The 15,163-nt window shown below is 37.7% G+C and carries 19 protein-coding genes, 1 pseudogene and 1 riboswitch; of the genes and pseudogenes, 3 read left to right on the top strand and 17 right to left on the bottom strand.

Annotated features, from left to right (window positions below):
* The first annotated feature begins 238 nt into the window (after positions 1–238).
* Positions 239–538, top strand: a complete 300-nt coding sequence (locus tag MKZ18_RS08460) for a hypothetical protein (RefSeq protein WP_090752859.1) — start codon at positions 239–241, stop codon at positions 536–538.
* Positions 539–582: 44 nt separating this feature from the next.
* Here the strand turns inward: MKZ18_RS08460 and MKZ18_RS08455 are convergent, their stop codons facing one another.
* Both MKZ18_RS08455 and panE read right to left on the bottom strand, forming a co-directional pair.
* Positions 583–1,350, bottom strand: coding sequence for a GIY-YIG nuclease family protein (locus MKZ18_RS08455; RefSeq protein ID WP_100347606.1), 768 nt, complete (start codon positions 1,348–1,350; stop codon positions 583–585).
* The gene (gene panE / locus MKZ18_RS08450; RefSeq protein WP_025907709.1) at positions 1,347–2,282 is read right to left on the bottom strand and encodes a 2-dehydropantoate 2-reductase; all 936 of its coding nucleotides are present in this window, start codon (positions 2,280–2,282) and stop codon (positions 1,347–1,349) included. The genes MKZ18_RS08455 and panE overlap by 4 nt, the downstream gene beginning before the upstream one ends.
* A 254-nt stretch (positions 2,283–2,536) precedes the next feature.
* Here panE and MKZ18_RS08445 point away from each other — a divergent pair, with 254 nt between their 5' ends.
* The gene (locus tag MKZ18_RS08445; RefSeq protein ID WP_035319869.1) at positions 2,537–3,457 is read left to right on the top strand and encodes a CobW family GTP-binding protein; all 921 of its coding nucleotides are present in this window, start codon (positions 2,537–2,539) and stop codon (positions 3,455–3,457) included.
* Between the two features lie 58 nt (positions 3,458–3,515).
* Here MKZ18_RS08445 and MKZ18_RS08440 read toward each other — a convergent pair whose 3' ends face one another.
* The gene (locus MKZ18_RS08440) at positions 3,516–3,668 is read right to left on the bottom strand and encodes a hypothetical protein (protein ID WP_167556146.1); all 153 of its coding nucleotides are present in this window, start codon (positions 3,666–3,668) and stop codon (positions 3,516–3,518) included.
* 208 nt (positions 3,669–3,876) lie between these two features.
* On the opposite strand from MKZ18_RS08440, the gene MKZ18_RS08435 reads away from it, so the two are divergent.
* Positions 3,877–4,203, top strand: a complete 327-nt coding sequence (locus MKZ18_RS08435) for a MerR family transcriptional regulator (protein WP_025907707.1) — start codon at positions 3,877–3,879, stop codon at positions 4,201–4,203.
* Between the two features lie 97 nt (positions 4,204–4,300).
* Here the strand turns inward: MKZ18_RS08435 and rarD are convergent, their stop codons facing one another.
* The 14 genes and pseudogenes from rarD to MKZ18_RS08365 form a co-directional block, all read right to left on the bottom strand.
* Entirely contained in the window at positions 4,301–5,245 is a 945-nt protein-coding gene (gene rarD, locus MKZ18_RS08430; protein ID WP_025907706.1) for an EamA family transporter RarD, read from the bottom strand.
* Positions 5,246–5,382: 137 nt separating this feature from the next.
* On the bottom strand, positions 5,383–5,955 hold the full coding sequence (locus MKZ18_RS08425; RefSeq protein ID WP_025907705.1) for a cob(I)yrinic acid a,c-diamide adenosyltransferase: 573 nt from the start codon (positions 5,953–5,955) through the stop codon (positions 5,383–5,385).
* 4 nt (positions 5,956–5,959) lie between these two features.
* Entirely contained in the window at positions 5,960–6,388 is a 429-nt protein-coding gene (locus MKZ18_RS08420) for a bifunctional adenosylcobinamide kinase/adenosylcobinamide-phosphate guanylyltransferase (RefSeq protein WP_025907704.1), read from the bottom strand.
* Entirely contained in the window at positions 6,340–6,954 is a 615-nt protein-coding gene (locus MKZ18_RS08415) for a histidine phosphatase family protein (RefSeq protein WP_076513708.1), read from the bottom strand. Before MKZ18_RS08415 ends, MKZ18_RS08420 begins: the two co-directional genes overlap by 49 nt.
* The gene (locus tag MKZ18_RS08410; RefSeq protein WP_340842570.1) at positions 6,912–7,691 is read right to left on the bottom strand and encodes an adenosylcobinamide-GDP ribazoletransferase; all 780 of its coding nucleotides are present in this window, start codon (positions 7,689–7,691) and stop codon (positions 6,912–6,914) included. Before MKZ18_RS08410 ends, MKZ18_RS08415 begins: the two co-directional genes overlap by 43 nt.
* Positions 7,682–8,242: a bifunctional adenosylcobinamide kinase/adenosylcobinamide-phosphate guanylyltransferase gene (locus MKZ18_RS08405; protein ID WP_025907702.1), complete on the bottom strand. Its 561-nt coding sequence runs from the start codon at positions 8,240–8,242 to the stop codon at positions 7,682–7,684. Before MKZ18_RS08405 ends, MKZ18_RS08410 begins: the two co-directional genes overlap by 10 nt.
* The gene (cobD, locus tag MKZ18_RS08400; protein ID WP_061785035.1) at positions 8,236–9,318 is read right to left on the bottom strand and encodes a threonine-phosphate decarboxylase CobD; all 1,083 of its coding nucleotides are present in this window, start codon (positions 9,316–9,318) and stop codon (positions 8,236–8,238) included. The genes MKZ18_RS08405 and cobD overlap by 7 nt, the downstream gene beginning before the upstream one ends.
* On the bottom strand, positions 9,293–10,276 hold the full coding sequence (cbiB, locus tag MKZ18_RS08395) for an adenosylcobinamide-phosphate synthase CbiB (protein WP_100347603.1): 984 nt from the start codon (positions 10,274–10,276) through the stop codon (positions 9,293–9,295). The genes cobD and cbiB overlap by 26 nt, the downstream gene beginning before the upstream one ends.
* Positions 10,277–10,281: 5 nt before the next feature.
* Positions 10,282–10,887, bottom strand: a complete 606-nt coding sequence (locus tag MKZ18_RS08390; RefSeq protein WP_076513682.1) for an adenosylcobinamide amidohydrolase — start codon at positions 10,885–10,887, stop codon at positions 10,282–10,284.
* An 85-nt stretch (positions 10,888–10,972) separates the two neighbouring features.
* Complete coding sequence (locus tag MKZ18_RS08385; protein ID WP_076513680.1) at positions 10,973–11,914, bottom strand: ABC transporter substrate-binding protein; 942 nt, start codon at positions 11,912–11,914, stop codon at positions 10,973–10,975.
* Between the two features lie 162 nt (positions 11,915–12,076).
* Positions 12,077–12,258, bottom strand: a riboswitch (cobalamin riboswitch).
* Positions 12,259–12,460: 202 nt separating this feature from the next.
* Positions 12,461–12,964: pseudogene (locus MKZ18_RS08380) on the bottom strand (DinB family protein).
* A gap of 190 nt (positions 12,965–13,154) precedes the next feature.
* Positions 13,155–13,469: a thioredoxin family protein gene (locus MKZ18_RS08375; RefSeq protein ID WP_025907697.1), complete on the bottom strand. Its 315-nt coding sequence runs from the start codon at positions 13,467–13,469 to the stop codon at positions 13,155–13,157.
* A gap of 120 nt (positions 13,470–13,589) precedes the next feature.
* Complete coding sequence (locus MKZ18_RS08370) at positions 13,590–14,306, bottom strand: anthrax toxin lethal factor-related metalloendopeptidase (protein WP_025907696.1); 717 nt, start codon at positions 14,304–14,306, stop codon at positions 13,590–13,592.
* 150 nt (positions 14,307–14,456) lie between these two features.
* Positions 14,457–15,059: a YpjP family protein gene (locus MKZ18_RS08365; protein ID WP_025907695.1), complete on the bottom strand. Its 603-nt coding sequence runs from the start codon at positions 15,057–15,059 to the stop codon at positions 14,457–14,459.
* Positions 15,060–15,163 lie beyond the last annotated feature (104 nt).

The raw sequence follows: 15,163 nt of genomic DNA, 5'->3' as shown, positions 1-15,163 counted from the left end.
TTTTACTTATTTAACAACGTTCCACATTGCTGGATTAGCTGGATTTTTTGAAAACATACTATAGCATTATGCTTGTTAATCGTCAATTTAACAGCCTAAGAGCTAGTTTTAGAAGACAACTTTTTGTAAATACATTATAAAGATGTTAAATTGTTGTTATACTTATGGTGTTTGACTTTCCGATTTATTGACTATGCTATAAAATAAAAACACAGATCACTTTGTATTGAAGGTGAAAATGATGATAAAATTGTTAAAAACAACGGCCGTTTTATTACTTATTACACTATTGCTTATTAGTGCTTATAACCATACGATGTCAAGTACGGTCATCATAGTATGCAGTTCGCTTATTTTTTTCTTATTCGTGTTAAGTGACTTCTTTCTTGCGCAAAGATCGTGGGGATTAAAGGGATTGCAGCTATACATGTCCATTATGTTTTTCATTATTGCTATCTTTGAAATGCATCACGTAGTTAGCTCTTTATGTATACTTTCCATTATTGCCCTCCCACGGGTTATTGACGAAATTGCTTAAGTATTAAAACCAAGCTGTAATAGAATACAGCTTGGTTTTGTCGTCTACATATTTACTTTCGTAATTAAGCGCTCAGAAATTCTAAGCGCTTCAATCAATCCAAATTTTTGGACTAAACGAATAGCCTCTTTCATTTCTCTCTTCTTCACGACGTGGTGCTGAGTAATATTTAATAAAACCTGCATGACAACCAAATCTTTTAGCGTAAATATAAGATTCTTTTTCATGTCACGTTGAAAGAAATATTGTTCCGTCAACAGTCTCTCACTTAAAGTGATAATCTCAGCGTCTGATAAATGCAGTATTGCCCGAGCCTCACTCCGAGACCATAACCTCTTCGCTTCATCTCCATTTGCTATTTCTTTTACACTAGCCGAAGTAAAGCGCTTATTTCCAACAACTTTTTTCACTTTGGATGTAGCAGGCTCTACAGCTTTTTTAACCTCTACCTGACAATTAGTATGCTCAGCTCTTAGAGGCCGCTTATGCTTATACTTAATGCCATATTGATTATAGATAGGGAAATACGCATTAATGAGCATCGTTTTAAGCGCTTCGATCGTTTCTTTTGAACCTTCTATCTCCAACCAGCCAATAAACGCAATAGGCTGGTTTTCTTGAAAATCACCGCTTTTAAGATGTGCAAACACCCTTTGTTTTAATGAATTCATTGTACTACCAATATAGACAAGTTCCTTTTCCGTATCAAAGAGAAAATATAGACCCTTTTTTGAGGAAAGGCTTTGTACCTGCTGAACTGGAACAAGAGACTTTATCACATCTAATTTTGCAAAATCAATTGTCAAGCTCACTGGTTATCAGTCCCTTTTTGAACTTTCTCATATACCTTTAAATGTTGATAGACAATATGTAAAATGTCTGATTTCACATCATATTTTTGTGCTAACCGTAGGAGGTACCCTTGAAGATGTTCCGCTTCAGTCATATACCCCTTCTCAATGTCTCGTTGCATGGATGATTTCATAGTATAAGTCATCGATTCCATTGTTTTCATATGCTGCTGTACAATTCCATCGCTAACCGGAGCACCTTCTCTTACCATGATTTCATACACTTCTTGAAGAAGAGATTGAATAAACGTTCTACCTCCTTCTACATCACGAATAGGCCCAATTGGTGAACGCATCAAGGTAGTAACTCCAGAAAGGGTTGTAATAAATAGATACTTATGCCACATCTCTTGTTCAATACAATCGCTTAGCACAAATGAAGTTTTTGTATAGCTAAATGCAGTTTCTAAGCGCTCGATTCGATTTGTTTTTTCACCATTAAATTCTCCATAAACGACTCGATGTGCAGGGCTTGTTTGAATAATCTCCCCATCTGCGTTCAATGTCGTTTCGATAAAACAAAGACCACCTATTACATTATCCTCTCCGAAAGCTCTTTGCAACGTAGACAGATGATCAATTCCATTTAACAGTGGAATGACAGTAGTATCACTTCCTACAAACGGTTTTACATCAGCTATTGCTTGATCCAGATGATATGCTTTTGTCGAAAATAAAACGCAGTCAAAGGGATGTACTCCCTCACTGGTTGCTGTGATTAACTTTGGAGAAAATGAATAATCACCATGTATGCTTTTAATGACTAATCCACTTTTTTCAAGCTGTTTTTTTCTTTGACTTCGAACTAAAAATGTAACATCTTCTCCTTTTTCAGCAAGGCGCCCACCGAAATAGCCCCCTACTCCACCAGCTCCTAATACTAAAATTCGCATGAAAGCATCTCCCTTTCCCTCTATACACTTGCTATCTATTATTCTATTTTAGCATAATAGCGTTTTAAAATTGAGAATATTCATTTTATCTTTTCGCTTTTTCCAATTTATTTTCGTTTGTGATACCATTTATATAGTAGAGTAAGCATGCTTTTAATGTATTACCTAGATAGATATATACAAAAATGCAAACATAGTGTATGGTATATAATCATAAATCATAATCATTTCGATTTTATACAGGAGTTAGAAAAATGATAAACAAAACTGAAATTTATATCTTATCCGGCTTTTTAGGAAGCGGAAAAACATCATTGTTAAAAAATGCATTAAAGCAAGAAAAAGAAAACGGCCGTCAAATCGCCGTTATTATGAATGAACTTGGCAAAGTCTCTATCGACTCCGATGAAGTAGAAGAAGACACGCCGCTTAAAGAATTACTAAACGGATGCGTTTGCTGCACCATTCAAGGACAGTTTGAAACGCAGCTCCATTCGCTTCTACAAGAAAATAAGTTAGATGCCATTTACATTGAAACGACAGGTGTAGCACATCCAATTGAAGTACTAGACGCCTGCATGTCTCCCCTCTTTGCTAACGATGTCGTTGTAAAGTGTATCGTGACAACGGTAGACGTTCACAGATGGCAAGACAGAGGCAGCTTAAGTATTCAATTGCAAAAGCTACTCCAAGAACAAATTCGACATGCAGATGTCATACTATTGAACAAAGCTGACACATTATCTGAATCAGCTAAAGCAGCGCTACTGTATGAAGTTCAATCAATTAACCCACAAGCAGCTTGCGTATTCACAAGTTATTCTTCTATTCAGTTGAAACTTTTAACAAGTGCGAAGCTTTCAGAGAAACAAGCGCACCAGCAAGCTCATGTTGAAAAACAGTTACACTTAAAAACATTTGTTTATGAATTTAAAAATTCAGTTGACCTTGAAAAATTTGAAGATTGGCTACGTCATACGCCAGATACAATTTATCGAATGAAAGGTTATTTACGCTTTACTCACTCTACTGATACGTATTCATTTCAGTACTCGTATGGAATGCCTTTATATATGAAAGAGCTGTTGAAAATGCCAACTAATCTTGTCATCATCGGAGAAAATCTTCGTCATGAACAGTTAAAAAAAGAGCTTACAACTTTAGATCAAGTCTAAACACAAAACTCCCGCCAAAGCGGGAGTTTTTTTATCGTACGGGGATTACTACCCCTTACTATCCATTTTGGACTCTCCTGAGAATTTCATAAGCATGGTTACCTGCTAAAACGGTTAATTCTTCAAACTTTTCATCTCTTTTTAAATCCAGCTCAATAATTTCTGTAGCAAGTTTTATAACTTGTTTCTTTATCACTTCGTTGTCGCTCATCTTTTTTATTCCTTTCTTAGTAACTTTTTCTGTTCTATTTTATAAGAATCATTTCCTAATTTCATCATCTTTGTTATTTTTCCTCACATTTATCTAAAAAATATCACATAATTATGTTAGAATATATAACATGTTATAACTTTTTTGTATTTTTTTCCTTTATAATAAGGATATAACATAATTATCATACACTCAGGGGTGAGGGAGATTGTCCACAAATGAAGCATCTTATCGTGACAAAAAGGTTATGTCAATTGGCATCGTGAAGGAATTGACGGGACTATCTGAAAGACAGATTCGCTATTACGAAAAGCGCAGCTTATTGTTTCCAGAGCGTACAAATACAGGAATTCGAAAGTATTCCTTTTCAGACGTAGAACGGTTAATGGAAATCGCAGATCGCATTGAAGAAGGGGTACAAACAAGCGAAATTCGAACTGAGCTAGCAAAAAAAGATGAAGAACGAAAAATGAAAGAAGTTAAAAATCAAATGCTACGTGGGCAGTTAAACGCTCACTTTCAACGCAAGCTATAATATACATACGGTGGTGTTCATTCCTAATACTACCGTCTCCTTTCATTTTTCTCACAAAAAAAGTTCAACATCCAGCATACAGATGTTGAACTTTATATTACAAACCTACCGAACGGCTCTTGCGAATCTTGGGTTGATGAGCGACCATGAACTTTGTTTTTGATAATGCAAAGATAACCGATCCGCCCCAAATAAATAAAAAGGCAATCATATGAACACTAGAGAATGCTTCATGATAAACAAAAACACCTAAAAGTAAGGTCATCGTCGGTGCAATATACTGTAAAAATCCAACCATAGATAGAGGGATTAAAGGTGCACCTTTTGCAAAATATAAAAGCGGCATGGCCGTCGCAACGCCTCCTCCAATCAGCAGTAAGCTTGTTGTCGGATTGCCAACTACAAAGCTAGAATCCCCTTTGGCATATAGCACAATAAAGTACACAAGTGCAATTGGTGTGACCATAAATGTTTCGAGAGTCAAACCAACTTTAGCTTCTAGCTGAATGGTCTTTTTCACAAGCCCGTATATACCGAAGCTAAAAGCAAGCCCTAACGATACCCAAGGAAACTCTCCATAGTGAAGTGTTAAAAACAGCACGCCAATAGCGGCTAAACCTACTGAGATAACCTGCCAGAAATTCAGCTTTTCTTTTAAAACAACAATACCTAACAGCACGCTCACAAGAGGATTGATATAATAACCAAGGCTGGTTTCAATAATCCTTTCATTATTGACAGCCCAAATATAAATAAACCAATTAAGACTAATTAATAAGGACGCCGAAAATAAAATAAGCGTTTTTTTTGGATGACGAAATAAATACCCAATGGTTTCTTTAAGACTACCAAGCTGCCGTGTTATGCACAGCAATAGTAGCATAAATAAAAACGACCAAATCACGCGATGGGCTAAAATTTCGTCTGCAGGAACGTTATCTACCAGCTTCCAATATAAAGGAAACACTCCCCACATCACATACGCACTAGCCGTATATACTAGGCCGGCTTGATAAGGTTGTTTCAATGTACCTTTATTCATTCTCCTAACCTCTTTTCTCTTTCTTTACACTGCTTTTATTATAGAGGCAACCGCTGATTTTTTACAGACATTTATTTCAGGTTTCGAATATTTCACAAATAAAAAAGTGTGGATAAAAAATATCCACACTTTTTTATTTATTTTTTCTTTCCTTTTTTAAATACTTTCGCACTGCGAATATACTCAACATCTTGTACATTTTCTCGTGAGTTGGCGATGCGCGCAGCTGCAAAGAAGTAATCGGATAAACGATTTAAATATTGAAGGACCGCATCGTTAATTTTAAACTCTCGCTGAACCCCAACAACCAATCTTTCGGCTCTTCTTGTCACGGTGCGGCACACATGAAGTGTTGCTGCTGCTTGCGTACCTCCTGGCAAAATAAACCGCTCAAGCTCAGGTGCTTCTTTCATATATTCATCAATTCTTCGTTCTAATACTTCAATCATACTTGCTTCAACTTTATAAGGGTGATCATCTCTCGCAAAAGCTAAATCACTTCCACAATCAAATAGCTCGTGCTGAATTGTCACAAGCTCTTCTTTTAATTCATTAAATACCCTATCATTTAACTGAGTAATTGCTTGACCTACATAGCTATTTAACTCATCAATTGTCCCGTAAGCTTCCACTCGAATGTCGTCTTTATTTACACGACCTCCTATTAAACTTGTTTGCCCTTTGTCTCCTGTTTTTGTATAGATATTCATTCCCTTATTCCTCCTTTATCCGATTCGAAATTCCATACCAGATGCGGTCAACTGTTTCCGCTTCTGCTACAAGCATTTGATAGACATAGCCACATGCATCACGCCAACTGCGATCATTTTGGCTCATTGGAACAATCCCTTTTCCAATTTCTGTTCCAATAACAATTACATTTTCTAGCAGGTTCTCAGCTCGCCATGCTTGTAATTGTTCTTTGAAATAGCAACACACTTCTTCAACAGTTTTACCGCTATCAATTAATTCTTTAATGTATAGCTCCATTCCTTCTATAACTATGTATTGATCTCCTTTTACGAGTGTAGGCATTTTTATAAAGTCTTCATAAGCACTATGCCACTCTGTAATTTGGTTCTCATACTGTTTCTTTACCCATTTTCGCTTCCCATTGAACGCACCACCGAATACGAAATGCATGGCTTTCTCTCCTTTATATCATCCTTTTTGAAACGCAGTCGTATTCCTTCTCCATACGAAAAAGAATGATCCCAAAATGAAGACTGTTCTAGAAAATAAGAGGTAATGAAGCGAAGAGGTCCACCGTGAGTGACAACCGCTGTTAAACTAGCCTTTTGCTGCAGCATCAAATCAACGGTTCGATCCCAAGCTTTCCAAATTCGACTAGAGAAGGCTTCAAAACTTTCCCCGTTGGGCGGTTGCTCTTCAAAAGGCGCATCAATCCACTTTCGATATGCGGAATCATTTTTTAACTGCTCATATGTACGCTCTTCCCAATCGCCAAATGAAAGTTCGCGCCAATCTTCAAAGACAGTATATGGCTGATTGGGAAATAATATTGCGCTCGTTTCTCTTGTACGATTCAAATCACTTCCAACAACTAAGTCCGGTACCGCATCCGACGCTTTTAACATTGCAATTCCTTCACTACTTAACGACGGATTGCTCCATCCGATGTACTGGCGCAGCTTATTAGATTCTGTTAAACCGTGCCGAATAAATAGCATATCCACATACTCAACCATACAAGGGTTTCCCCTCCTTCAATCGTTGCTCCAATGACATCTCCCGTAATGCCTCCAAACTGAGCGCGATAAAATTTAATCCATATAAAAACAGTGATAGCACCAATTAAAACTACAGCTTTATTTTCCATTAAATAGACAAGACCTGCAATCATTAGTATGCTCATTGCAGCATAGATCCACTTTTGTCTTTCAGTTGAGCCTTTTTGAAAATAAGAAGCTAACCCTGTTTCTTTAGCAGGCTGATCCCAAAGCAAAATCCACCCTGCTACAATACGAGGCAATACAAATACGCTCATGAACATAACTAAATTAATTGATTCAATGTTAATCAGCTCATTTATTCCGCTAAAACGCAGAGCTAATAGAGCTAGAATTGACAGAACTGCAAATGCACCTACGTTAGGATCACTTAAAATCACAAGCTTTTTTTCTCTTGGTTGATGTGAAAAATAAGCATCGCTCACATCTATCCATCCATCTAAGTGTAAGCCTCCTGTGAGTATCCCACCAGCTAGCATAAGCAAAATAGCCGTCGTGACAGTGCTAACCCCTAACCATTCTAGACCTAAAAATAGCCCATAGCTAACTGCTCCTATACAAGCGCCAATCCATGGTAGAAAATAAAGTGCTTTGGCCGTGCGCTTTTCCGTCCATTGAATTGTTTTTGCTGTTGGCAAGATTGTAAAAAACTGCAGCGCTAAGCGCGCGATGACCATCCACTCTTTTACTGCCATGCTGTTTCATCTCCCTTATAGTAGCAGGAAATACCCGCTTCTACACAAATCGCTAAGTCTGCTTGATTCACAATCTCCTGATGAATTCGCCCCAATAACTTCATATATGTAAACGTAGGTCCCTTTAGGACGCTCTCTTCAAACAACTCGTTTGATACAATGATAAGATGCTGACATCGCTCATTCAATTGATGAATTACTCCTACCATTTTGTTGAATAGTTCGTTTGCTTTCAAATGAGATTGCCACTTTTCTTCCTTGGTAAAAAGCTCGTTTGCCAGCCAATTTGTAGCACAATCTAGCAAAATGACATCCGTTTCTTGAATCGATGAATAGATACCAGATAGATCTTTTGGAACTTCAAGAGTAGACCATGACAAGTTAGAATCATTTCGTTGCTGTTGGTGCAACGAAATTCGCTCTTGCATTTCATGATCAGTGACGCGGCTAGTCGCTAGATAGACGGCACGATTGGTCATTAGCTTTTGAACAAATGCCTCTGCCGCTGCTGACTTTCCGCTGCGAACACCTCCGGTTACAAATACTAACATGACAACCCGACCCCTTTTTTCAATACGCTAATAAGCTGATCATTCTCTGCTTGTGTTTTGACTGCTAATCGAACATAACGACCGTTTAAGCCTAGGAAATTCTCCGTGTGTCTTGCTACAATTCCTTCTTGTGCTAAAAATGACAGCCATCCAGCTGAAGTGTAACTCTCTGGAATACTGCATAAATAGTAGTTAGTTGCCGACTGAGATATGGTAAACCCTAGCTTTTGTAACTCGTTTGTCACTCGCTTTCTTTCTGTATCAATATACTCGACCGTCTTATTCACGAACTCCGCTTCAGATAAGCACCACCGGCCAATTTGCTGCGCCATACCATTCACACTCCAAGGTGGCTGCTTTTGCATCAACTTAGTAATGATGCCTTGATGAGCTAAAACATACCCTAACCTTACCCCTGCAATATTGAACATTTTTGTCATAGACCGAACAATGATTAGATATGGATACTTTTGAATCCATCGATCAAACGAGAAAGCTCCCTTTACAAAATCAATAAACGCTTCATCAACAACTAGATAAGTCTTCTCACGATGAGCTAAGTCAATTAGCTCTTCCCACTCATTTATGTCATACATTCGTCCGGTAGGGTTGTTGGGATGACAAATCCATATGACTTTTAAGATTGGAAGCTTTTGTTTTATTTCCGACATATTCCAATTCCAATTATCTGTTTCTTCCAGAGAAATATGAATGATTTCACAGCCATGAGCTAAACTCGCCTGTTCATATTCAATAAAAGTAGGCTGTAAAATCCCTACCTTTTCGTTTGAAAATATGGAAGCAAGCAAAAAGAAGGCTTCTGCTGCACCGTTTGTTACTAAGACTTCATTAGAAGTAAGCTTATGGTAAGTAGCAATGAGGCCCGTTAGCTTTTTCACATCAGGATCAGGATAAGAAAAAGCGATTTCTCTAAGTTCATCCCAATTTTCATTAATGATATTCGGTGCTCCTAAAGGGTTTGTATTCACGCTAAAATCAATGAATGAACGTTCTGCATTTTGGCCTATCGCCTCTAGAAAAATTGCGGGGTTAGCTCCATGTGTAGGTAATGCCAATCAGTATCCCTCCTATCAGATAAAAAAACCAAGTACACCAAACGGTCCGCTTCATCACTTGGACTGTTTTAAAAATATGACTAACATTTAAAGAATAAAGAGGATCTCCCATTTTCGCACGATTTGAAACAATTCCTTTGTATGTGTTGCGACCTCCTAGCTGAATGCCAAGCAAAGCGGCAACAGCACTTTCACCATAGCCGCTGTTTGGGCTCGGGTGTTTAGGTGCATCCCTTTTAATTATGCTAAACACATGCTTTGCTGTAAATTCACTGTGCATTACGTTACTAATAACCATAATAAACGCTGTCAGCCGACTAGGGATAAAATTCAACCAGTCATCTAATTTCGCACTAAAGTATCCAAACTTTTCATACATAGGATTTTTATAGCCCACCATTGAATCACACGTATTAATACTTCGATAAAAAAAAGCGCCTGCTCCGCCTAATACAAAAGCAAAAAATAAAGGAGCTGTAATGCCATCACTTGTGTTTTCCGCCACTGTTTCAACTGTCGCTCTGGCAATTTCGCTTTCGTCAAGATGATCGGTATCTCTTCCCACAATCATGCCCACTTGAAAGCGCGCTTCCTGTAAGTCACCTTTTTGTAAAGGCAGCGCTACTTTATAGGCAGCTTCCCCCAAAGATTTTGTTGAAATTGTGGTAGCAATCATTATGCCTTCGACTATAATTCCAATCCAGTAGGAAATTTCATATAGAGCGATTAGAAGAGCTAGAGGTAGTACAAAACACCATACTACCATGCTTAATACAAGGAACAGACCGTTCATTCGTTGAAACTTACCTTGGTTTAAACGCTTATCAATGAAAGAAATCCAGCGTCCAAACCACCTGACGGGATGTGGCCAATTTACAGGATCTCCGATAATAGCATCTAATACAAGCGCCATTGAGATAGCTAGCAAATGCGCTACAATTAATTGTTGAAAGTCCATACACATCACCTTTTTTGAATGGTTTCAAGTAAACTTAGCTTAACGAGCTTTCCTACCGCTTGTCCCAGAGCCGTCATGGACCCACCGTACTCATACATGCTACCGGTTTGGCTTGCGGCAATACAAATGCTATCAGTAGATGTTCCTGTCGCAAGCGTCTCTGTGTTCGAATCTTGCACTCCCAGCTCGTAAAGCATTCGCGTTTTCACTTCCGTTGCTGCGATAAACAGCTGTAAAAACGCAGCATCCGTTAATTTCCCGTCAATAAATATGAACATATTAATCGTTCCAGGCCCTGAAGAAAATGGAGTAATATCATCAGACGTCAAATCAACGGCATTACCAACTCCGGCAGTAATAATAGATGAGACTGTAAGACCATCTTTACAATATGTATAAACCGATTTGTTCCGTAAATAAACAGCCGTCATCAACCCTACTACTTTATCATAAACGAAGCCTTTTTCTTTTAAAAATACTCTATATTCTTCAGCAGGTGAATCAGCACGGTAGTATTTGTGTACAAAACGATTATAAAAAACGTTAGTCTCAAGCATACCATCTCCTAGTACGCCTGAACTGTACGCTTTAAACGGTATACTTGTTTTCATCGTTAATAATTCATCATCCTGCTCAAGACGTAACGATAAAAAAGGACCAATTCCTTTTTGAATTGGAATATGGTCCTTTTCTCGATTAATTATACACCTCAGGATATACGGCTTTCGCGAACTCTTCTAACCCTTCTACAATTCGTGGTCCAGGTCGATTTGTTTTATTAGAATCAACGTTTACGATTTGATTTTCTTTTACAGCTGTAATATCGCTCCATGCTGGACGATTTTTGATTTCGTTGGCGTCACCATCATATGTTGTAACGATTGTATCTGGATTTAGCTCAACCACTTTCTCTTCCGAAAGTTTTACCCATCCCTCTTCATTTCCAGCTACGTTTTCTGCTCCGATTATTTTAATCATTTCATCCATAAACGTACCTTTACCAGTTGTATAAATCTCAGGCGCAGGTGAAACCTCTACCCATACTTTCTTACGATCTTCGTCTTTAATTTCTTTCGCTTTTTCTTCAATTTCTGAAACAGCAGCTTTCATTTCTTTTACTGTTTTATTTGCTTCATCTGTTTTGTTCGTTAGTTTTCCGATGTTCCCAATCGTTTCATACACAGTATTGAAATCAGTTGCATCATTTACAACAAATAATGGAATACCAGCACTTTCAATTTGCTTAAAAACTTCATCCGACATTCCCATGCTTGAACCATGAGCTAACACAAGGTCTGGATTTAATGCAATAACTTTTTCTGCGTTGATATTCATATCTCCTACCTGCTCTTTTTCTTTCACGCTTGCAGGATAATCATCGTTGCTTGTTACTCCGATTAATTCTTTTTCAAGACCTAACTCATAGACGATTTCCGTGTTACTTGGCATAAGAGAAACAATTTTCTTGGGTGCTTGTTCAACCGTTACTTCTTCTCCTCTTGCATCTTTAACCGTAACAGCTTGCTCTTCTGATTGCTTTGTTTGCTCTGTTTGTTTGCTTCCTTCATCAGTTGCCCCACACGCTGCAAGAACAACAAGGAACATCGCAACAATAACAGATGATAACCACTTTTTCATTTTGATAACCCCTCCTAATTATGTATCGGTTATGAAGTCGCTCAGCACACATAAAAAAACTTTACTTTCAATCGAAAGTAAAGCAGGTAACGTTAAATGATGCGAATGACTTTCGCATTGTTTATGTACGTCAAATACCCTGCTTCCCCTCTCCTCGAAGGTTTCACAGTTGACAATAAGGCAGGTCTCCTGACTTACGTATATGATGTACTAAGCCTTCCCATTTTTCAAACAGTGGCATCTTTAGACATCTAACGTTTACAGTGGCGGGACCGCGTTGGACTTGCACCAAACTTCCCTTTTCACTCAATGTTAAATTTGAGACCTTATTGCTTCACGATTATTCACCTGTCTTAGTATAACGCACTCCATTCAAAATGGAAATAGAAAATCGACATAACTTTCATACATTTTAGGTCAGAAGTTCTAGCAAAGTAATAGTAAGATATAAACATTTTTGCTATTGTATCATTATGATAGGCTGAAAATTTAGGGGTAAGTCTTTGGAGTCTGTGAAAAGACTCTTTTTTTATAGCCTAATTACTTTTAAACAGGAGGGTTTTCCACGCCTACACCAACCCATCCTTCTTTGGTGGGACCGTATACACCAAAAGGTTCAATTCCAGCTTGACGCATAAGTACCGTAACTTGTCCACGGTGATGAATAATATGTTTGATTAATCCCATTAAAATTTGAGCATTCGTCTCTTGTCGACCAAAGGCTGTTTGAACTTCTTTTAACGCTTCATCTGTCCACTGCTGGTTAATAGCTTTCGCTGCTTGTAAGCTAATTCTATTGAAAACTCCAGCAATCTCTTTAGCGGAAGAGGGTACATGTTCAGCATTTGCTAGCTAATCTATCTCCAACCCAAAATGAGCCAAATAGTCTGGAATATTTGTTGTAAAGTGCCACACAATTCTTCCTAGAGTACGACCTTCTGTATAAACTTTTTGAGTTAACGCCTGATCAGTTAGGCCTTCTAAAACTTTTTGAGTTAGCATGGCTTCGCGGTTCCACTCTTTAATAAAATCTTCTACTGTTATGTACATTCAAAACCCCTCCATATTACCATGTATTCCCACATTTAAATTATAAAACGTACGTTCGTGTTCTACAAGCTTGTTTTTATCTAATAAAGTGTTTAAAGACAAGAAAGACTCTTAAAAAATAAGAGCGGGACGTTTAGCAAAACTCTATACAAAAAAGCTACTTGCTTATGTAAACAAGTAGCTAATCAACTTAGATTGAACTTAAAAACTCACGCACTGCTTCAGGTGTTTTTGCATTTGCACTATGAAGATGTGCAATTTTCTCACCATTTTTATAAACAAGAAGAGACGGAATTCCCATTACATTGTTTGCTGCAGAAAGTTCTTCAAACTCATCTTTATCCACTTCAAACCAAGCTTTATCTTGGTTTTCTTCAATAATTTCACCAATAAACATATCAAGGCGTTTACAGTCTGGACACCATGTTGTTGTGAAGATACCAACGCTTAGCTCTTCTCTTTTGATTTGTTCATGAAACTGCTTTTCCTCTGTAATCTTTTTCATTACTAAATCCTCCAATACCAAACTTCATACAATTATGTTCGTGTTTAACAATCTTTGTCAAATCACTCATTTCTATTATAACGAATTCATTTCGATTTATCATATTACTTGCTTGGCACCTTAAAAATTCCGTCCACCAATCACTTCTTCTAAGTAACGAGCTGTTTTCGGGGCATTTTCTTTCAAATAAGTACGCGTAAACGAATTTGCATAATACATTGCAAATACTTCAGCAAAGTATTCTTCTGGGTAGTTTAAAAAGTAATGTTGATTTGGAAATAATATTTGTTTCTCTTCGTTCCAAACCGTTAAAAATTTCTCTTTATGACGGAGGTTGTGTAAAATATGACGATCAACCGTGTGAGCAATCTCGTGAAGCTCTAGATTGACCGAACCGTGCCCTTGCCCTTTTTTGCTGTGACCAATTTTTACGTAAACCGTTTTTGAACCTCCCGCCCCAGGGACGTCGTCCCACACTTTACTCGAAAGCTCATAGCCTCTTGGTACTTTTCCTTTTAAAAATAAAAAACCTGGCTCATCGGTTAGCTGGCCATTAAACAACTTTATATTAATTTCTTTTTGAGCCATTTCTTTTAAGAGCGGGGACGGTATGCGACTAATATAGTGCAAGCTAGTCATTACTTCTTGTTCGTTATAGTTGTCTTTTGGGATGTAAACTATTTCATTTAGATAGCGAGAAATGTATGATTGGTTGCTTGTTTCCATTCCAATATCCACATTTTTTAATAGCGTATAATTTCTTTCAAACGAAGAATACGTTATTGCTGGACCCATGCCAAGCAATAACATGCAAACAAATAAGATTCTCTTTTTCACCTGCTGTTCCTCCCCTAGCTTTATGCTATCACATAAAGCTAGGGAGACTCCCAAGCAAATCTTGGCATCTACTCTTCTCATACAACCTATCAGCAGAGATAAATAAAAAAACTAGATTTATCAAAATCTAGTTTTAGTCACTGAACCTGATTACGACATCCATTTTGGAGGCATATTACGGTTCCAATAAATTTTCCCTAACGTATAGTGTTTTTGAAAATTATCTTCTGCTTTATGATAATGGAAGTTAAACCAATACCCATCTTTTGGAGGGTTCTCTCGCCGCACATGAAAGCGAATTAAATCTTGCCCAGACTGCAGGTCATAAACGTGAAAAATTTTCTCTCCGTAACCCGAAGCTGGATGCTCACTTATCTCTAGGTTTGTAATATCTTGTTCTCTTTCTGTGCCAATATCAGTAAGGACTTTTTCAATCTCTGGTAGGACAGCCCCTCGAAACTCCTCTTCAATAACAGGGCCAATTTTCGTTCCAAACTTTTCAACGGACTGTTTCTCTGCTTGGTCCATTGCATATGCAACAAATGAATCAACATCTTCAAACTTAAAGTGGATAGAGGGAAGCTCAGCATCTTCAAACGTGGTTGTGGAAGGCACAACATCACGTATATAGCCTGATTTATGCTGCTTGTCGGCTTTCGCGTCATCAACGTATAAATACTCAGGTGGCGTGACAAGCCCAAATGTAAATACCGTAATTAATACAACGAGCATTCTTTTCAACCATCTAGGCATCTTTATCGATCCTTTCAATTCTTCTTTCATTCAACTATTTTTAATATAGTGTGTATTGTATCATATTTCAATTTTTTTCACCTTTTTTTAAAAACTTTTTTCTT

The sequence above is a fragment of the Priestia sp. FSL W8-0001 genome (assembly GCF_038050335.1).
Taxonomy (GTDB): Bacteria; Bacillota; Bacilli; order Bacillales; family Bacillaceae_H; genus Priestia; species Priestia flexa.
This window is presented reverse-complemented; position numbering and strand designations above follow the sequence as displayed.